15 protein-coding genes are annotated in these 19,726 nt (G+C 62.9%); 6 read left to right on the top strand and 9 right to left on the bottom strand.

The window, feature by feature from the left end:
* Window positions 1–9: 9 nt before the first annotated feature.
* Window positions 10–1,470 carry a hypothetical protein gene (locus tag M1E02_RS04080; RefSeq protein ID WP_479376883.1) on the bottom strand — a complete coding sequence of 487 codons (1,461 nt, stop codon included), beginning with the start codon at window positions 1,468–1,470 and terminating at the stop codon, window positions 10–12.
* Window positions 1,471–1,873: 403 nt separating this feature from the next.
* On the opposite strand from M1E02_RS04080, the gene acs reads away from it, so the two are divergent.
* Both acs and M1E02_RS04070 read left to right on the top strand, forming a co-directional pair.
* Complete coding sequence (gene acs, locus M1E02_RS04075; RefSeq protein WP_479376882.1) at window positions 1,874–3,928, top strand: acetate--CoA ligase; 2,055 nt, start codon at window positions 1,874–1,876, stop codon at window positions 3,926–3,928.
* Window positions 3,929–4,127: 199 nt separating this feature from the next.
* Window positions 4,128–4,931, top strand: coding sequence for a DeoR/GlpR family DNA-binding transcription regulator (locus M1E02_RS04070; protein ID WP_479376881.1), 804 nt, complete (start codon window positions 4,128–4,130; stop codon window positions 4,929–4,931).
* Between the two features lie 31 nt (window positions 4,932–4,962).
* Here the strand turns inward: M1E02_RS04070 and M1E02_RS04065 are convergent, their stop codons facing one another.
* On the bottom strand, window positions 4,963–5,994 hold the full coding sequence (locus M1E02_RS04065) for a LacI family DNA-binding transcriptional regulator (RefSeq protein ID WP_479376880.1): 1,032 nt from the start codon (window positions 5,992–5,994) through the stop codon (window positions 4,963–4,965).
* Window positions 5,995–6,008: 14 nt separating this feature from the next.
* Window positions 6,009–7,211: a Gfo/Idh/MocA family protein gene (locus M1E02_RS04060; protein ID WP_479376879.1), complete on the bottom strand. Its 1,203-nt coding sequence runs from the start codon at window positions 7,209–7,211 to the stop codon at window positions 6,009–6,011.
* A gap of 207 nt (window positions 7,212–7,418) precedes the next feature.
* On the opposite strand from M1E02_RS04060, the gene M1E02_RS04055 reads away from it, so the two are divergent.
* From M1E02_RS04055 to M1E02_RS04040, 4 genes are all read left to right on the top strand, one after another.
* Window positions 7,419–8,369, top strand: a complete 951-nt coding sequence (locus M1E02_RS04055) for a carbohydrate ABC transporter permease (protein ID WP_479376878.1) — start codon at window positions 7,419–7,421, stop codon at window positions 8,367–8,369.
* A 10-nt stretch (window positions 8,370–8,379) separates the two neighbouring features.
* A complete protein-coding gene (locus tag M1E02_RS04050) occupies window positions 8,380–9,351 on the top strand; it encodes a carbohydrate ABC transporter permease (RefSeq protein WP_479376877.1) in 972 nt (323 codons plus the stop codon).
* Between the two features lie 56 nt (window positions 9,352–9,407).
* Window positions 9,408–10,748 (top strand): ABC transporter substrate-binding protein, encoded by a 1,341-nt coding sequence (locus M1E02_RS04045; RefSeq protein WP_479376876.1) that lies wholly within the window; start codon window positions 9,408–9,410, stop codon window positions 10,746–10,748.
* Window positions 10,749–10,853: 105 nt separating this feature from the next.
* Window positions 10,854–13,058 carry an alpha-galactosidase gene (locus M1E02_RS04040; protein WP_479376875.1) on the top strand — a complete coding sequence of 735 codons (2,205 nt, stop codon included), beginning with the start codon at window positions 10,854–10,856 and terminating at the stop codon, window positions 13,056–13,058.
* A 95-nt stretch (window positions 13,059–13,153) separates the two neighbouring features.
* Here M1E02_RS04040 and M1E02_RS04035 read toward each other — a convergent pair whose 3' ends face one another.
* From M1E02_RS04035 to M1E02_RS04010, 6 genes are all read right to left on the bottom strand, one after another.
* Complete coding sequence (locus M1E02_RS04035) at window positions 13,154–14,125, bottom strand: SMP-30/gluconolactonase/LRE family protein (RefSeq protein ID WP_479376874.1); 972 nt, start codon at window positions 14,123–14,125, stop codon at window positions 13,154–13,156.
* Between the two features lie 125 nt (window positions 14,126–14,250).
* The gene (locus M1E02_RS04030; protein ID WP_479376873.1) at window positions 14,251–15,459 is read right to left on the bottom strand and encodes a glycerate kinase family protein; all 1,209 of its coding nucleotides are present in this window, start codon (window positions 15,457–15,459) and stop codon (window positions 14,251–14,253) included.
* Between the two features lie 22 nt (window positions 15,460–15,481).
* Complete coding sequence (locus M1E02_RS04025; RefSeq protein WP_479376872.1) at window positions 15,482–17,005, bottom strand: SLC13 family permease; 1,524 nt, start codon at window positions 17,003–17,005, stop codon at window positions 15,482–15,484.
* Window positions 17,002–17,661 carry a response regulator transcription factor gene (locus M1E02_RS04020; protein ID WP_479376871.1) on the bottom strand — a complete coding sequence of 220 codons (660 nt, stop codon included), beginning with the start codon at window positions 17,659–17,661 and terminating at the stop codon, window positions 17,002–17,004. Before M1E02_RS04020 ends, M1E02_RS04025 begins: the two co-directional genes overlap by 4 nt.
* Entirely contained in the window at window positions 17,658–19,292 is a 1,635-nt protein-coding gene (locus tag M1E02_RS04015; RefSeq protein ID WP_479376870.1) for a sensor histidine kinase, read from the bottom strand. The genes M1E02_RS04020 and M1E02_RS04015 overlap by 4 nt, the downstream gene beginning before the upstream one ends.
* Window positions 19,293–19,309: 17 nt before the next feature.
* Entirely contained in the window at window positions 19,310–19,693 is a 384-nt protein-coding gene (locus M1E02_RS04010; protein ID WP_479376869.1) for a hypothetical protein, read from the bottom strand.
* Window positions 19,694–19,726: the final 33 nt, after the last annotated feature.

Raw genomic sequence — 19,726 nt, 5'->3', positions numbered from 1 at the left:
GGGTGGGCGTCAGCCGCGTTCGATGTTGCTGAGATCCCGAAGGACGCCAAGCCGGCCGTCCGTGTGCTGAACGAGGAACTCGTTGCCGCGATCCTCCAGTGCGAGCACCCAGCCGCCTGGCTCGATGATGAAGGCGGGCGCTCCGGTTGCCTCGTCAAAGGCAGTCCGGGGCTGGGCCACAGCAAACCAGAAAGCTTCCTGCACTGGCTCGTCTTCATCCTGTTCAGGCCTGTGAGCCGGATCCACTGTGGCACCAATTGGCTCCTGGGACCTCACCTGAGGATTCACCGTGGTGGGAGGCGTAGCCGCGGCCTGGCTGGGAACGGCGGTTGCACCCGCCGTGGAGCGGGTGGTGGGCATGGCCGAAGTCCGGGTCTCCTCCGCCGCGGAGGAAGGAACGACGGCGGCCGCTTGGGTCTGTTCCGCCGCAGTCGGGTAAGCGGCAGCCGCCGCAGTCCCGGCAGCCGCCCCGCCAAAAGCCGGTCCTGTTCCCGCTGGTCCCGGTACAGCGGTCGCGCCCGCCGATGAACCGCGGGCAGTTGACGGCCGCGCTGACGGACTGTCCGTCGTCGGGCGTGGTCCCCGGCCGGGCAGGATTCTGGCTAGAGCCTCTTTGGCCTGCTTAGGCTCCCTGGCGGGTTTGGGTTCCTTGGCCACGTGTGGCTTCCGTGCAGGAGCGGCGGATTCCCTCGCCACCACATGGGCGGGCTCTTCCCGGCGGTCCAGGAAGTCACCTGCGAAATAGGGGATAAGACGTGCCAACACAGTTCCGGCAAAGAGTCCCACGGAACCGATCAGCCCTACCAGAAGACTGGGTGCGAAGTCGCCCGCGATGGCCAGAAAGAAGAAGGCCAAAGTGAAGGAAGCGGTGACGGAGGCGAACTGATCTACGGACAGCGAACCGATCCGGACCTTGGAGCCAGGCGTAAGACGGCGGGCCACAAAGAGTGCCGTGACGATCAACGGAAGTATGACCCCAAGACCCAGGAAGAACAGGCTTCCCATATTCCAGAGGTTGTAACGGCCGCCGAACATTGGAATGAGCGATGCCACGAACAGGATCAACGTTGAAGCGAAAACCGTGAGGTCCCGGATAGTGAAATTACCCAGAACAGCCTCGTTCTTTGCGCCAGGCTTTGTTGCGCTGGGCTTTGTTTCGCCAGCAGCCGGTGTGCCGCTTGTCGCTGGGCCGCTGGTTGCAGTTTTGGCCGCCGGGGTTTCCGTAGCGGCCATTCCCGCGGCAGGGCTTCCCGTAGCCGGGCCGCCGGCCGCAGGAGCCGCTGCCGGACCCCCCGCTGCAGGAGCCGCCGACGCACTGCGGGGATCGGAAGCCAGTGGCTGTGAAGTGTTCGTTTGCGAGTCGTTGGCCTGAGAGGTATTGGTTTGGGACGTGCCGGTCCGGGGATCCTCAGCCGACTGCGGGACCCGGTTATCCGGGGCTGCGTCCTGCTGGCCACGTTGCTCGTTCAATTTGTTCTCCTTAGCATCACGGCCCTCTGGACAGGGCCGTCTGATAGTGCCGCCTGGATAGTGCCGCCTACGGCAGACACAACCGGACCGCTAGCGGCCCAGTGCTCCTCGGATGTCACGATTCCATCTCAGCCTAGTCAAGTGCCCGGCCAATCACTAGCTGACTGGCCGGGACGGCACAGGCCCTTTAGTGCCGGGATAAAACCGCTCAGCGCTTAATAAACGCCGTTCGTGGCGGACTTTGTGAGCCTCGCCACTTACTGTCGTGAGCAAGAGTTAGTGTGTATTTCGGAACAGCTCTTTGCGGAACTTCCATGACGGGCCGCTGTCCCCGGTCAACGACGAACGGACGGCCGGTGCAGGAGCTCCGCTCAGCAAAGATCGATGAATGATGAGGTTCACCATGTCCCAGGAAACGCCCGGCTCTGCTGCCATCGCCGCCCACGCAGGGTCCGGGGAAACAGACGCCGAGTCCGCCGCCATCCACGCTCCGTCCCACCAGCCCGCCCGGCAGGGAGACGCCTTCGAGAACCTGCTGCATGAGGACCGCCGCTTTCCGCCGTCCGAGGAGTTCGCTGCCAATGCCGTGGTGACGGAGGCGGATTACGCAGAGGCCGACGCCGACCGTCCCGCCTTCTGGGCCCGGCAGGCCCGGGAGCTGCTGACCTGGGACCAAGACTTCACTCAGTCACTGGACTGGTCCACGCCGCCGTTCGCGAAATGGTTCGTGGGCGGTAAGGTCAACGCCGCTTACAACGCCCTGGACCGGCACGTCGCGAACGGGCTCGGGGACCGGGTGGCCATCTACTTCGAGGGCGAGCCCGGCGATACCCGCACCTACACGTATGCCCAGCTCACCGACGAGGTCAAAAAAGCCGCGAACGCTTTCGAATCCCTGGGCGTGGGCAAGGGCGACCGGGTGGCCGTGTACTTGCCCATGATCCCCGAGGCCGTCATCACCCTCCTGGCCTGCGCCCGGATCGGGGCCGTGCATTCAGTGGTTTTCGGCGGCTTCTCAGCGGACGCCCTGCGTTCAAGGATCGAGGACGCCGAAGCCAAACTCGTCGTCACCGCAGACGGCACCTACCGGCGCGGCAAGCCCAGCGCCCTCAAACCCGCGGTCGATGACGCCCTCGCCCGTGACGGCCACACAGTCCGGAACGTCATCGTGGTCAAACGCAATGGCCAGGACGTGGACTGGCACGAGGGCCGGGACCACTGGTGGGAAGACACCGTCGGCGCCGCCTCAACCCAACACGCGGCCGTGGGGCACGACTCCGAGCACCCGCTGTTCATCCTCTACACCTCCGGGACAACCGGCAAGCCCAAAGGCATCCTGCACACCACCGGCGGCTACCTCACCCAGACCGCATACACCCACAAAGCAGTCTTCGACCTGCACCCTGAAACCGATGTGTACTGGTGCACGGCCGACGTCGGCTGGGTCACCGGCCACTCATACGTCACCTACGCACCGCTGATCAACGGCGCCACCCAGGTGATGTACGAAGGCACCCCCGACTCCCCGCACCAAGGCCGGTGGTGGGAAATCATCGAGAAATACAAAGTCTCCATCCTCTACACCGCGCCAACAGCTATCAGGACCTTCATGAAATGGGGCAAGGACATCCCCGCCAAGTACGATCTCTCCTCCATCCGTGTCCTTGGATCAGTCGGGGAACCGATCAACCCCCAAGCGTGGATGTGGTACCGCGAAGTCATCGGCGGAAACAAAGCACCGATCGTTGATACCTGGTGGCAGACCGAAACCGGCGCGCAAATGATCGCACCGCTGCCCGGAGTCACCGCCACCAAACCAGGCTCGGCCCAAACACCGCTCCCCGGCATCGCCGTGGACGTGGTGGATGAGCAAGGAGAATCAGTACCCAACGGCTCCGGCGGATACCTCGTCATCCGCGAACCCTGGCCGGCGATGCTCCGCGGAATCTGGGGCGACCCGGCCCGGTTCAAGGAAACCTACTGGTCGCGGTTCGAGACCATGTACTTCGCCGGCGACGGCGCCAAGAAGGATGACGACGGCGACATCTGGCTCCTGGGCCGGGTGGACGACGTCATGAACATTTCCGGGCACCGCCTCTCCACCACCGAAATCGAATCCGCCCTGGTCTCCCACCCCGCCGTCGCCGAAGCCGCAGTGGTCGGCGCCGCGGATGCCACCACCGGGCAGGCAATCGTCGCGTTCGTCATCCTCCGCGGGGACGCCGTCGACACCGGGGACGCCACGGTCCAGGAACTCCGAAACCACGTGGGCCAGGAAATCGGCCCCATCGCCAAACCCAAAACCATCCTTATCGTTCCGGAACTGCCCAAAACCCGGTCCGGAAAAATCATGCGCCGCCTCCTCAAAGACGTCGCCGAAGGCCGCGACGTCGGAGACGCCACCACCCTCGCCGACAACACTGTTATGCAGCAAATCGCGGCCTCCCTCAAAAAGTAAGGAAAGGCGGGGAGGCATTCAGCGGAGCCCTCGAGGTAAAGACTGGTCCTACCACCATGGTGAGCTGACGCGAGGGGGTTATCCGGAAGCGTGCGTCAAAGCGAAGAATGAGCAGCACGCGGAGGATGACCCGCTCGCGTCAGCGGGCTAACCCTAGACTGGGACCAGCCCTTTCCCCTGCCTTAAGGATTCCGCTGAGATGCTCGCCGCAGCACGTCACCAAGCCATCGTGGATGCAGTCCAACGCGATCGGATAGTGCGCGTCTCCGACCTTGCCCAGCAACTGGGCGTGTCCCTGATGACAGTTCGCAGGGACATCGATCTCCTGGAAGAAGCAGGGCGGGTGGAACGGATTCACGGCGGCGTTAAGCTGCCGGGCGATGCGAGCACGCATGAGCCGGGATTTGAACTGAAGTCCACCCGGCTGACTGCTGAGAAGCGCGCCATTGCGTTGGAGGCTGCCTCACTGGTCCAGGAAGGAATGGCAGTGGGGCTAAGCGCCGGGACCACAACCTGGGCCCTGGCGCGCGAACTGGCGGCCGGGCCACGGATCACGGTAATCACCAACTCAGTGCGAATTGCGGATCTTTTCCACGTGGCTGTACCGGCGGGCTCTAACCGTGCCCGCTCCACCGTGATCCTCATCGGTGGTGAGCGGACGCCGTCGGACGCGCTTGTGGGGCCGATCGCCACCGCGGCGCTCAGGCAGCTGCACCTGGACATCCTGTTCCTGGGCGTCCATGGAATGGATGCCGAAGCAGGGTTCACCACACCGAACCTGCAGGAAGCTGAAACCAACAGGGCATTTATGGAATCGGCCCGGAAGGTGGTGGTCCTTGCGGACCATACCAAGTGGGGCACCCTGGGAATCAGCACCATCGCCAAGCTCGATGAGGCTGATGAGGTTATCAGCGACACAGGGTTGGGCATTGATGCCCAACGCAGCCTTCAGGAGCGCGTCAGCAGGCTGCGGATCGCCGAGCTGGCTCCCCTGCAGGCCTGACAACGCAGGCCTGCGGGCAAGACCTCAAGCTCTAGCTGACGGCCCTGGTGCATCCGCAGGATTGCCGGACCAGCAGCTTGGTGGGAAACAGCTGGTGCCCGGCAGGCTTACCCCTGTCTGCCCCGACCAAGGCCCTGACTGCAGCCTCGGCCATGGCTTTCACCGGTTGCTCCACGGTGGTGAGGGCCGGCCAGCTGTACTCTGCTTCAACTGAGCCGTCGAACGAGGCCACAGCGATGTCCCCGGGAACAGAGATCCCGGCCTCGTGGATTGCCCGGAGAATGCCAATGGCCTGCATGTCAGAGCTGGCAAATATCGCGGTCGGCCTGTTCGCTGAGGCCAGCAGCCGCTGGCCGGCAGCGTAGCCTCCCGCCCGTGAAAAGGGTCCGCGCACGATCGGCCCCTCCAGCAGCCCGGCGTCCGAGAGCGCTTGCAGCCACCCTTTTTCCCGGCCGTCCAAATCATTGGCCGTGTTGGTACCCATGGCCAGGCCGATATTCGTGTGCCCATGACCGATCAGATGCTCAACGGCGATCCGGGCGCCGGCTGCAAGGTCCACGCCGACGCTGCTGAAGCCCGGAGCCGCGTCCCCGTGGTTCAGCAACACCGCTGGAATGTCGGCGTCGTCCAGTTCCACAAGGTCCGGCTCAAAAAGCACGCTTGCCAGCACCACGCCGTCCACCTGCCGGGCGGCCAGGTTTCGGATATGGCGGCGTTCCTTGGCAACACTCCCGTCGGAATTCGTTAGAACAAGGGCATAGCCACACTCCGCGGCCGCATCTTCAACCGCGTGGGAGAGCAGGGAGAAGAACGGGTTGCTGTTATCCGGAATCACCAGGCCGATGGTTTCACTTGAACCCAGCTTCAGGGCGCGGGCAGCAGCGTTGGGACGGTACCCGAGGACCCGGATGGCATCCTGCACCTTGGCTTCCGTTGCCGGGGCCACTTTCTTCGGGCCGCCGTTCACGACGTAGCTGACGACGGCGGTGCTTACGCCTGCGTACCGGGCAACATCCTTCCGGGTTACCGGGCCGCGAGGGGCCTGCACTGTTGGTGTCGTCATGGCTTAAATCCTAGCTAGAGACTTAGCGGCGCATCGCCAAAGTCCCGGATAGGCAAGCGCTCACCGCCGTTCAGGGCTGACTCGTGGGCAACGATCCCCGGCAGCGTAAACCGGGCTGCCACCCACGCGTTCACGGGCGGCATACTGCGGTTGTTGACGGCCGTGACGAAGTCGTCCACCAGGAAATGATGGCTTCCCTCATGACCGTTGGGAGCACCACGGAATTCTTCCGGAAGTCTGGCGGGATCGTGTACAGGGGCCAGGCCCGAGACGAAGGCATCGCGAAGTTCCGGGGCAACATTGGCGAGCGAGGGATCGTCCAGAGGAATGCTGGGCCGCGTTTCCATCAGGGCGGAGATGTCCTGGACCTCCTTCTTGTCCTGCCAAACTGTGACGTGGGCCAGCTGCTCCAGGCTTGCCTCGGTGCCGAAGAACCTGAAGCGAGATTCGCGGATATGCGAGGGGTAGCCCACCCGCCGCATCTCGTTGGTGCGCATTACTCCGCCGTCGTTCAGTTCGAAAAGGGCGGTGGCATTGGAGAAATCATTGCCGAACATGCTGACGCCCTTATCGAAGACACCGTCTCCACGGTCATCGCTGACTCCGACGCAGCTCACGCTGACGGCATGGGATGGAACAGCTCCCAGGACCCCGCCGATGGCATGCGTGGGGTAGAGCATGGGCGGATAACTCGCAGTCTCTTTCCAGCTCTCCCCGCCGCTGTACCGGTAGGCATCATAGAAGCCGAGGTCCATGTCGTGGACATAGTCCCCCTCGGAGTAGAAAACCCGGCCGAAGCGCCCGGCGGCATGCTGTTCCCGTGCATAGACGGTGGCCGGGTTGTAGTAGCTGGTTTCGCCCATCATGTAGACGTTCCCGGTCTCGCGGACGGCGTCGATGATCCCTGAGATCTCCTCCTCCGAGACAGCCATCGGAACAGCCGAATAGACGTCTTTGCCGGCGCGCAGTGCCCGCTCTACCAAGGGTCCGTGGGTCCAGCGTTGGGTAAAGATCGCAACGGCGTCGACGTCGGACGCAAGGAGTTCCTCGAAACTGTCCACAACGCCGTCGAGTCCCCATTGCTTACACGCGGAAGCGGCCCTCTCGCGAAGTTCGTCTACAACAACGACGCTGCTCACGCCGGGGTGAAGCCTGAAAAGGTGGGCGAACTGCCCCCCGAATTGACCCGCCCCTACGACCCCCAGCGAAAACGCCATTGTTCCTCCATGAATGGTTTCAATCCCGCTCCCCGGCCGGGCAGCAACTGATTCTCAGTGTTCCATCGCCATCTACTCGAGTCAACAGGTACACGACCCGCAGTAGCTCCCACTCGGAAATAAAAGAAATTTCTCTTGTCAGCACCTTTCTACTCGTGTAGATTCACTCGCAGTTGTTATCCATGTCACACCTACGGAAGGTCGACGATGACCACCATCACTAAACTTCCTGACCCGCCCGCAGGCGGAACGAAGAAGACCGGAACCGCACTCCCGGTCCGAAAGGGCCGGAGCATCGGTGACCTCAAAATGGCACTGGTGTTTATCTTCCCGGCGATGATCGGCTTCATCGTCTTCTTCCTGATCCCCACCATCCGGGGCATCTACCTCAGCTTCACCGAGTACAGCATCCTGGGTGACCCCGCGTGGATCGGCCTGAAGAACTACGTCTCTATATTTGCCGACGAACTCTTCTGGAACTCGATGGCTGTAACCGTCCAGTACGTGGCAATCAACATCGGATTCCAGACGGTGATTGCGCTTGGCCTGGCGCTCCTCATGCACCGCGTGGCAAAGTCAACGTTCATCCGAGGCGCGCTGCTGATGCCGTTCCTCGTGGCCAACGTGATCGTAGCGCTCCTCTGGTTCTGGATGCTCGACTACCAGCTGGGCATCGTGAACGAGATCATCAACTGGATGGGCCTCCCCCGCATCGCCTTCTTCGGAAGCGAGCAATGGGCCATCCCCACCATCGCGGCCGTCAACGTTTGGCGCCACATGGGCTACACCGCCCTGCTGATCTTTGCAGGACTCCAGGCGATTCCGCAGCACGTCTATGAAGTGGCATCGCTCGACGGCGCTTCGCCTACCAGGACCTTCTGGGGCATCACCATCCCGCTCCTGCGCCCGGTCCTGGTACTCGTCCTGGTGGTCACAGTGATCGGATCGTTCCAGGTGTTCGACACAGTGGCCGTCACCACAGCAGGCGGCCCCATCAATGCCTCCCGTGTGATTCAGATGTACATCTACCAAAAGGCGTTCACCGAGTCGGACTTCGGCTACGCCTCTGCACTGTCTGTCATTCTCTTCGTCATCCTCGCCCTGGTGGCCTTCATCCAAATGAAGTTCCTCAAGGGCAATGAATCGGATCTGGACTAAGGACCCCGCAATGACTACTACGTCTCCTTCCCGTCAAGATGCCGGCAAGCCCTCCGCCCGCCACAACGCTGATGCCCCGGTCAAGCCCGTCATTACCAAGCCCCGGAAGCCCTTCAATTGGGGTCGTGCAGGAGCGTGGGCCCTTGTTGTCATCGCGCTGATCGTCACCATTGCGCCGTTCCTGTGGATGCTTCGCACAGCCCTATCCAGCAACCACTCACTAGCCGCGAACGCGGGCAACCTCCTGCCGGCCGACTTCAGCTGGGGCGCCTTCAAACGCGTTCTTGGCCTGCAAACCCCTGAGGAAGCCCTTGCTGAGGGCGGCTCCGGTGCGGCCATCAACTTCTGGTGGTACCTCCGAAGCTCCATCATCGTCTCCACGCTGGTCACTGCCGGCCAGGTGTTCTTCAGCGCCATGGCGGCTTATGCTTTTTCCCGGCTGCGCTGGCCAGGCCGCGAAAAGGTCTTCGCCCTGTTCCTGGCCACCATGATGGTGCCGCCGATCTTCACAGCACTGCCCAACTTCCTGATGATCAAGAACCTGGGCCTCCTGAACACCTACGCCGGCATCATTCTTCCCTTCCTGTTCATGACACCCTTCGCCATCTTCTTCCTGCGGCAGTTCTTCATGAGCATGTCCCGGGAAGTTGAAGAAGCAGCAATGCTGGACGGCGCCAAAAAGTTCCGCATCTTCTTCCAGATTGTGCTGCCCAACGCTGCCGCCCCCATGGCCACGCTGGCTTTGCTGACATTCATCGGCACCTGGAATGAGTACTTCTGGCCGCTGTTGGTGGGCCAGGACGAGAACGTCCGGGTCCTCACGGTTGGCCTGGGCGTTTTCAAGTCCCAGTCGCCACAGGGCGCCCCGGACTGGAGCGGGCTTATGGCGGCCACCCTTATCGCCGCCTTGCCAGTCCTCCTTCTCTTCATCGCCTTCGGCAAAAAGGTGGTCAACTCCATCGGCTTCTCCGGCGTCAAATAGCACCACCGTTCGCATCCCAACCGCTCACTGCCCAAACGTAAAACGAAAGGTCCATCATGAAGACAACCATCGGCGTCGTCGCTGCCGCCGCGGCCATCGCGCTTTCCTTGTCAGCCTGTGGAGGCCCCGCACCGGCTTCCACTGAGGCCAAAGGCGAGATCAACTACTGGCTCTGGGACGCTAACCAGCTTCCCGCCTACCAGCAATGCGCTGACGACTTCACCAAGGCCAACCCGGACATCAAGGTAAAGATCACCCAGCGCGGCTGGGACGATTACTGGACCACCCTGACCAACGGCTTTGTTGCAGGAACAGCACCTGACGTCTTCACGGACCACCTGGCAAAGTTCCCGGAATTTGCCTCGAAGAAACAGCTCCTCGCCCTTGACGACGCCGTCAAGAACGACAAGCTCGACCTCGAGGTCTACAACAAGGGCCTCAGCGATCTCTGGGTCACCGAAGACGGCAAACGCTACGGGCTGCCCAAGGACTGGGACACCATCGCGTTGTTCTACAACAAGAAGCTGATCGCCGACGCCGGTTACACCGAGGAGCAGCTGAAAAGCCTCGACTGGAACCCCAAGGACGGCGGCAGCTACGAAAAGGCGATCGCCCACCTGACCGTCGACAAGAACGGCGTGCGCGGAGACGAGGCCGGCTTCGACAAGAACAACGTTGCCGTTTACGGATTGGGCCTGGAAAACTCCGGAGCCGGCACCGGCCAGACCCAATGGAGCTTCCTCAGCGCCACCATGGGTTGGACCCACACGGACAAGAACCCGTGGGGCAAGGAATTCAACTACGACGATCCCAAGTTCCAGGAAACCATTGCCTGGTGGACCGGGCTCGTAGAAAAGGGCTACATGCCCAAGCTGGAAACCACAGTCGGCGCAAGCGTGGCTGACAACTTCGGTGCAGGTAAGGCCGCCATCAACACCAACGGCTCCTGGATGATCGGACAGTACACCAGCTACAAGGGAGTGGAGACAGGCATAGCCCCCACCCCCAAGGGACCGGACGGCAAGCGGGCCAGCATGTTCAATGGCCTGGCCGACTCCATCTGGGCCGGCACCAAGAACCCCGCGGCATCGGTCAAATGGGTGGAGTACCTTGCCTCCGCAGCTTGCCAGGACGTTGTAGCTTCAAAGGCAGTGGTGTTCCCGGCCATCTCCACCTCCTCGGATCTTGCCGCAAAGGCGTTCGCAGCCAAGGGCGTTGACGTCAGCGCCTTCACCACCCACGTCAAGGACGAGACGACCTTCCTCCTCCCGATCGCAGATAAAGCGGCGAAGGTTGAAGGCATCATGAAGCCGGCCATGGACGCAGTGCTGTCGGGCAAGAAGCCAGCCAGCTCATTGAGCGAAGCCAACGACCAGGTCAACTCGCTCTTCAAGTAGGAACACAGCTGGCAGTTCCGGGGCCCGCTTTGCGCGCTTGATCCCGATCGAGCGCGTAAAGCGGGCCTTGCAATGATCAAAATTTGTACAGAAAGAGACTTTTCAATGGATCCCCTGCACCTCCGTTCCGCCGGCACCAGCCTGGTGATGAGCTTCGACAACGGGGAGGCTGAGGTCGTTCATTGGGGGGCTGATCTCGGTCCCACGCTGCCGGACCTCTCCATCCTCGGTGAGCCCATTCCCCCGTCGTCGGTGGACGCGACCGTCCCCTCCGGCCTGCTTCCCCAGGCATCCTCCAGCTGGCGCGGACGCCCCGCCCTCCGCGGTCACAGAATTGCCGACGGCGTCTCCGGCCTGGACTTCTCGGTCCGCCTCCGGGCGGTGAAAGCCTCCGTGGTCGCCACCGGTGACGTTCCCGGGAAAGGTGCTGCCGCCGTCGTCGTCCAGGCAGATGAGGACGCAGGAATTAAGGTGGAGTCCTCCCTCACCCTTCACGACGGCGGGTTGCTGGAGCTGCGGCACACCATCACCAATACGGGATCATCGCCGTTCCAGCTCGATGAGCTGGCCACGGTCCTCCCCGTGGGACCCGCCGCCGTCGAACTCCTGGACCTGACGGGCCGCTGGTGCCGCGAACGCCACCCCCAGCGCCGCTCGATCCAGCAGGGGACGTGGGTCCGGACCGGACGCCACGGCCGCACAGGCCACGATTCCTCACTGCTGTTTGCTGCGGGCAGCGCGGGCTTCGGCAACCGCCATGGCAAGGTGTGGGCAACCCACCTGGCCTGGAGCGGCAACCACGAACAGTTCGCCGACACCATCGCTGACGGCCGCACCACGATCGGCGGCTCGGAACTCCTCGGTTCAGCGGAGGTGATCCTCGAGCCCGGAACGAGTTACACCACCCCCGCACTGTTCGCGGCGTACTCGGACCGCGGCCTGGACGGCATCAGCGAGGCCTTCTACAGCTGGTTCCGCGCCAGGCCCCATCACGTGCTCCCGGCGGCCGGTGGCGGAAAGCCGCGTCCCGTCGTCCTCAACGTGTGGGAGGCCGTATACTTCGATCACCGCCTCGACACACTGATCGAGCTCGCCGATTCCGCCGCTGACCTGGGAGTTGAACGCTTTGTGCTCGACGACGGCTGGTTCCTTGGCCGTCGCAACGATCAGGCCGGCCTGGGCGACTGGTACGTTGACGACGCCCTGTGGCCCGACGGACTTCACCCGCTCATCGATGCCGTCAACGCCCGGGGAATGGAATTCGGCCTTTGGGTGGAGCCGGAAATGGTCAACCTTGATTCGGACACGGCCCGGGCACACCCGGACTGGATCGTAGGCCCGGCAAGCTCCTCCTACAAGGACGGCGGCAGGCTGGCGTTGCCCTGGCGGTCCCAGCACATCATTGACCTGGTCAATCCTGACGCCTGGCAGTTCATTTTCGACCGGATCGATTCCCTCCTCCGGGAATACAAGATCAGCTACCTCAAGTGGGACCAGAACCGTGACCTCACTGAGCATGGGCATGCAGGGCGGGCCTCTGTCCACGAGCAGACGCTGGCCGCCTACAGATTGTTCGACGAGCTTCGCAAAGCGCATCCCGGCGTCGAAATCGAGAGCTGCTCATCAGGGGGCGCGCGCGTCGACCTTGGCATCCTTGAGCGCACCGACCGGATCTGGGCATCGGACTGCAACGACGCCCTGGAACGCCAGACCATCCAGCGCTGGACAGGGCTGGTGGTACCGCCGGAACTGGTCGGCGGCCATGTTGGCCCCACCACGTCCCACACCACAGCCCGTACCCATGATCTGTCCTTCCGTGCAATCACTGCCTTGTTCGGACATTTCGGGATGGAATGGGACGTCCGGGAAGTCCAGGGCCAGGAACGTGAGGAGCTCCAGCGCTTCATCACTCTGTACAAGGAGCACCGTGGCCTCATCCATTCCGGCAAAATGATCAGGGCCGATGTCCCCCAGGATTCCCTGATGCTCCACGGCGTTGTACCGGCTTCATTGCCGGCACCAGGCGGAACCGGTGGACTCTTCGCGGTGGTAAGCACGGGAACCGGTTTTGCCGAGCAGCCCGGAAGAATTGCCGTTCCCGGCCTTGTTCCCGAACAGTCCTACCGCGTGGAGGCCATCTTTCCCGCTCCTGGCGATGCTGACTATGGCCACACCTTCACCCAGACGCAGCCGCCCGCCTGGCTTAATTCGGGGGCAGAGGCCAGGGGACGGTTCCTCGCGGAAGTCGGCCTGCCCATGCCCATCCTCAACCCTGAGCACGCCTTGGTGCTGAGGTTCACCACCTTGTAGCAGGCGCCTTGCAGAAACGCCCTTTGAAACGAACAAGCCGTGCTGGTCCGAGAGGACCGGCACGGCTTGTTCGTTAGCAGCCTCAACGGGAGCACTCAGCTCCGGGCGTCGACGAGCACTACTTCAAATTCGGTGGCACCTGTGTTGAATTTCGCGTTCGGCACGGCGAGCGTTCCGCCAAACAGGGCCGCTGTCGTCGGGATCAGGAAGTCAGGGCTGGTGATGACTTCCTCAACAACACCGGAGGAGAGCGTGGCGTTCAGCTGGACGCGGCTGACCTGATTCAGGAAGTTCTGAACAGCCCAGATGGTGTTGCCCTGCGCAATGATGCCGTCCACATTGGTCAGCACCGCCGGGTCTCCGGCAGTATCAGTGACCATGATCGGTGCGCTGCCGCCGGCTTCCGGGTCAACGGTGAACAGGGTGCCCAGTCCGGAGTGGGCAACAATCAGCGTCTGGCCTCCCCGGACGGAGGTGATCCCGTTGAGGTTGAATCCGAAGGTGTCATTGGCGGCCGGACCGCTCAAGGGCAAGACTTCCAAGGCTCCCGGGTTCCCCTGGTTGTCAACAGGGATGAAGTACAGCGAGCCCTCGGCTGAATTGGTGAACCAGGCGCCGTGGTGGGTGAGGGTGACGTCATTGATGAAACCCGTTTCTGCCGGGACCAGCTGGTACGTGGCAACGGTACCGCCGGTTTGCAGGTCATAGACGTAGGCCTGGCCGGTGCCGCCTCCTGCGACGAACAGGAGGTCATTCTTTACATCCACTTTCATGCCTACGGCTGCCCGGCCTTCCGGAGCCGTGATGAACTCTTCGGCCGTCCCGGTACGGATGTCCCCGCGATAAATATCACCGCTCACCAGATCGCCGGCAAAGAATGTGGTCCCCTTACCGGCAGCAATCCCTTCAGCTCCTTCTGCTTCGGGCAGGTCGATGACAGTGGTCCCCCCGTTTGAGGCCTGGGGTGCGGCCAACGTTGCAGGTGCGGCCAGCAGCATGGCCGCGAGCGCGGCGATGGTTGCCGCGGCAGTGCGGAATGACGTGAACTTCCTGGTTTTTGCAGACATGATTCTCCCCGCTTCGGGTTCTTCCGTGCGGGCTTTTCTGGGTACGAACGGGCTACTCCGCACGATGGTTTTTCCAGTGTAGGCAACCCCGCCACGAGTAGCCATAGCTCCCCGCCGGACCACTTTCAGGCAGCCAGACCGCCCAATCGGGAGGAGATCGCCGAGCCAAGCAGGAGCACGCGAAACGTTCGTTCTGTAGCTTCCCGGAGGAGCATGGCACCTTCTGCCACGGCGCGGTCCATGTCCATGGGAATCGGGATAATGCCGGAAATAGCATCGATCCCGGCGGCGTGAACGTCGTGGGCATCCTTACCGATCGAGCCGGCGAAGGCCAGCACCGGAACGCCCGCCGCCTGGGCCCGTTTTGCGACTTCGGCTGGTACTTTTCCGCGGGGTGTTTGGAAGTCTATGGCTCCTTCGGCGGTGACCACCAGGTCCGCGTCGGCGATGCAGGCATCCAGGTCGATTCCAGCCAGCCCGGAATCCAGCAGCAGTTCAAAGCGAGGTACGAGGTTGGCTCCGATGGCAGCCAGCCCGGCGCCTAATCCCCCGGAGGCCCCTGTTCCTGATCCGGTTCTGAGGTGCAGTTCAGACTTGCCGGATGCCGCCGCAAGAACCGTGGCCCAGCGATCGAAACCGGACGAGAGGATCTCCACCTGTTCGGGCGTGGCTCCCTTTTGCGGTCCAAAAACCCGCGCCACGCCCTGGGGCCCGCACAGGACGTTGAAAGGATTAAGGGCAAGATCGATCCTGCAGGCCGCCAACCTGGCATCCAACGTGCTGAGATCAATTCCCACAACCTTCGCCAAGGACTGCCCTCCTTCCTCCAGCGCGTCCCCGTTCGTACCATAAATCCGTGCCCCGAGAGCCCGCAAGGCGCCTGCACCGCCGTCGGAAGTTCCCGAATCTCCACACCCCACAATGATCCGCTCCGCTCCTTCATCAAGGGCGGCCAGAATGAGCTCCCCCACTCCGCGGGTAGAGGTCAGGCCTGGATTGCGGCAGTCCTTGGGCACCAGCTTCAAGCCTGCTGCTGCGGCCATTTCCACGACAGCAGTCCTGCCCGCCGCGCCGCCGAGCATCGCGAAGTGCGACGCGACTTTCTCACCGAGCGGCCCTGTCACTTCACGGGCCACGATCCTTCCCCCTGTGGCTGCCGCCAGCGCAACAGCGGTTCCTTCCCCGCCGTCGGCCAGCGGAACTGACCTGACCTGGACGCCGGGGATCACCTGCCGTATACCCGCTGCTATGGCCGCTGCGACTTCCACGGCGTCGAGGCTTTCCTTGAATCCGGAAGGAGCCACGAGGATTTTTTGCGGAATGGACATAACCATTGGAGCCACCTTTAGCTAGTGGTTAGTGGGAGGAAAAGAGCGGAAGGCCCATGTGCGGCCAGACGAAAAAGCTGAAAAGCAGGACGACGACGGCGTTGGCCGGTCCCAGCCACGCCGAGAGCCGGAGGAGATCTCGGGGCTCGTAGTTGGCCTGACCGTCGGTTTCGGCAAACAGAGCCACGGGCTTGGCTGAGCTTGTAAGGGTGTGGCAGAAACCGGCAGCAGCTGTTGATGCAAAGGCCGCGGCCACCGGGTCAACGCCCATGGCCCCTGCAGACGCCACCACAATGGGGATCAGCACTGCCGAACGCGCGGAACGGGACTGGATAACCAGATGGGCAAGGGTGGAAATACCCACGACGGCCACAACAAAAACCACCGGCTTGGCAGGGCCAAGGAACTCTACGGGGCCCAGGAGCGATGAAGCCAGCCAGTGAGCCGCCCCGGATGTCACCAGACTGGATCCCAAGGCAAGGGTGGCGGCCATGAAAATGAGCATGGACCAGGGCACTTTCTTGAGGGCTGCACCCAGTCTGACTGAACCGTAATATGGCGAGGACACCACCAGCGCGCCGATCAGGGCCACGAGGGCAGGCTCCAGTCCGTGGATGGGCTCGGTGCACCAAAGGACCACCACCGCCCCCAGCAGCAACAGCGATCGGTGCTCGTCCAGATCCAGCGGACCTTGCAGCCTGGCGGCAGATTGTTCCTGGAGCTCGCTGATGCTGACGCGGAGGCCGTGGGACTGGTCGCTTTTGCTGGTGAAAAGCCGGAGTACGAGTTCGGTGGCCAGCCCGGACGAGACCATGGCCAGGGGGAGGCCTAAAAGCAGCCAGGACGCGAAGTCGAAGCCCCGGAGTCCCGCGGATTCGAGGACCTGGCTGGTAATCAGATGTGCTCCGGCCCCCAGGAAGGAACTCACGGCCGACAACAAAATTACGGTGGGGAAAAGAATGGACAGCATTTTGGCCACATTCGGACGCTCCCGGAGGGAGCCGCGCAGGGCCAGGAAGATGGGAAGGGCCAGTGCCGCCCGTCCCGATGTTGCCGGAATCGCGAAGGCAGTCACTATCAGGCCAAGGGACGTCAGATGAGCCAATTGCCGGACGTTGCGTGCTCCGGTTATCACAAAGGCCGCGCCGCGGGCTGCGAGCCCCGTCGAGGCTACAGCGCTGGCGATGACAAAAGCGGCCATCAACAGCCAGATGGACTCTTCACCCAGCGCGTGAAAGAGGCTCTGGGTTGGCAACGTTCCGCTGATTACCAGCGCGACGGCGGCGCCGAGGGCAACGTAGGTGTCCTCCACCTTCGTGAAAATCCAGAACCAGACGGCTCCGACAAAAATGCACAAAGTGATGGCAGCCTGGGCGCTGAGGCCCTGCCCGTACATCACGGTGGCAGTCAGACCAGCCATGGCGGCCATGGCGACGAGAAGCGAAATTGCCGACGCCAGGGAAATGATGCCTGAGGGGCGCCACTTGCTGGTTTCCCTGGCTGGGGTTTCCACAGAGGAAGGCGCGGCCGATTCGAAGTAGACGGTTTTCATCGCAGCCTGTAACCCGCTCCGCGGACGGTTTCAAGCCTGTTGGCTCCGATTTTGGCCCGCAAGGCACGAACGTAGACGTCCACGACGTTCGAGGCAGGATCAAAATCAAGGTTCCAGGCGTGGGAAATGAGCTGCTCCCGTGTAAGGACCTGCCGGGGGTGGCGAATGAACACTTCCAGGAGGGAGAACTCCCTTGCCGTCAGATCGGTGTCCGTGTTCCCGCAGCGTACGCGGCGGCTGCGGAGGTCCAGTTCAAGATCCCCGTGTTGGAGCGCCATGGTCATGCCCGGTTGGGCGTCGTCCTGGAGCCGGAGGCGGATCCGGGCCAGAAGCTCCGCAAACTGGAAGGGCTTGGTCATGTAGTCATTGGCGCCGCTTTCCAGCCCGTACACAGTGTCCGAGACCGAATCGCTTGCCGTGAGCACAATCACCGGTGTCTTGGAGCCTTCGCCCCGGAGCTGGGCCAGAACCTCAAAACCGTTCAGGGTAGGCAGCCCGATGTCGAGAATCAGCATGTCAAATTCACCAGACCTGGCAAGCAGAAGTGCGCTGGCGCCGTCATCCACTACAAGGCATGAGTAAGCTGCGGCGCTGAGGCCCTTCTCGATGAACCCGGCGATGCGTGGATCGTCTTCGGCAACAAGGATCCTGCTCATGCCTGCCCCTTTCGTGAGCCGTCAGCGGGGCTCGTGACTGATTCGTGGTCTTGTTGGTCAAGTTCCAGCTGGTCCGGTGCAGGAATTGTCAGCCCGAAGGTGGCACCTTTCCCTGCACTGCTGCGCACCCACGTGGTCCCGTGGTGTGCCTCTGCGATACTGAGCACGATGGCCAGGCCGAGGCCCGCCCCTGGCCTGGAGCGTGCAGACGACCGTGAGGCCTCGCCGCGGTGAAAGCGTCCAAAAATGGCCGCGGCTTCATCCTCAGCCACTCCCATACCCTTGTCCGCAACCCAGATGGAGAACGTTCTTCCAGCCCCGTCTCCGGCAAAGGACGAGCCCAGGGAGACCGTGGATCCCTCTTCCGAGTACTGGCAGGCGTTGGTAGCCAGCTGCAGTACCGCCTGTGTGATGCGCTGAGGATCCGCCTTCAGGTTGCCCTCTGCGATCTCCAGGATGGGCCATCCCCGGTGTCCTAGGGTCTGGGCCTTCGCTTCAATGTCCAGAAGCAATGCGGCGGCGTCCACATCCTGCAGCCTGGTGAAGCCCGGCCTGTCCACTTTCGCCAGGAGCAGCAGGTCAGTCACGATCCGTCCCATCCTGGCCAGCTCATCATCAACGAGCGCCAAGGTCCTCTGCCGGTCATTCGGGTTGTCCTCCATCAGCTCCAGATGGCCCCTGATGACCGTTATGGGAGTTCGCAGCTCATGCGATGCGTCATCCACGAAGGCCCTTTGGGTCCTGTACGCCACCTCCAGACGGTCAAGCATCGTGTTGAACGTGACTGCCAGGGCCGAGATGTCGTCATTTCCCTGCACGGGGACGCGGGCGGTGAGGTCGCTCTCGGAGATGTCTGCGGCAACACGCCGGACCTCTCGCACAGGACGCAGGATCTGACCTGCCACCAGCCAGGCCATTCCGGCGGTGACGGCCAAGCCACCGAGGGACACGAAGAAGATGATGAGGGTGGTGGCGGCCACTCCAGCCAGACGGGGAGCCATGTAGTAGCCCACAATCAAGTAGCCTGTTTCCGGCCCCGAGACCACGGGCAACCTGGCCCAGTGGAGCTCTCCACCAGTGGTCTGGGCAATTCCGGAAGAGGCAGTCCCCGTCCGGATGGAGTCAATGAGGGCCTTGTCCTCCGGGAGCCGGTGGCTGATCGACGAGGAGTGGAGTGCCCCCGTGGGCGTATAGAGAACGTGCCGGTCCACGCTGCCAAGGATCACTTCATCCTGGGCCGCCGATTGGCGGCTCAGATACCGTTCCAGCATCTTCTCGATGCTGGTGAACGGCTTGGCTGTGGTTGGATCGACACCTTCCGCCGAGAACGCCCGGAATTCGCTGAGCTCCTGGGCGATGGCGTCATGGGCCTCGGTCCGTGCATGGTTCACCATCAGCGAGCGCACAGTGAGCAGCACAGCCAACAGCGTCAGTGCGGTTGTGAAGAGGATCCAACCCGCGATCCGCCAACGTGCCGGTACTTTGGAGCCGAGCCTCTGCCCGGGGCGATTCACGCTGTCGCGGGCTGCCTCACCAGTTGGCAACGGCGTCTCAGCAGGCTTGGGCGCTTCCGTGGTACCGGCAGCTCCGGGTGCTTCAGCTTCTTGCCCGGCATCCTTATATCGGTTCACATCCCCCAGCACCGCCATTAGTCATCACCGTATTCAACGTCGTCGTCATCGATGACAACCGGCGGCACCACCGGCGCCGGAGCGGGAGCGGGGGCCGCTGGAGGCTGCGCAGGAGGAGCTGGAGGCGGCCCGGGGGCGGGAGCAGGGTCTGGCTGACCCGGTGCCGTGCCGTCCGGTGGAGCCGGGGCCGGCGACGGGACAGGCGAGGGCGCGGGGCTCGGCCCTTGTTGCGGTTCCAAGGCAGGCACCGGAGGAGCCCCGGGCAGGGAACCGAGTTTCACGGGGTGGGCGTCTACGTCAGGAGGACCGGCTGGCGCTGCCAACAGGCTGCCCCCCAAGGCAAGCAGCACCGGCAATACCAATACCGCCGCCATCAATAGGGCCCGTCGCATCATTTCCATGTACTCATCGTGTCAGCCACTTATGAAGCCCTC

Source organism: Arthrobacter sp. Z5-13 (assembly GCF_056499105.1).
This window is presented reverse-complemented; position numbering and strand designations above follow the sequence as displayed.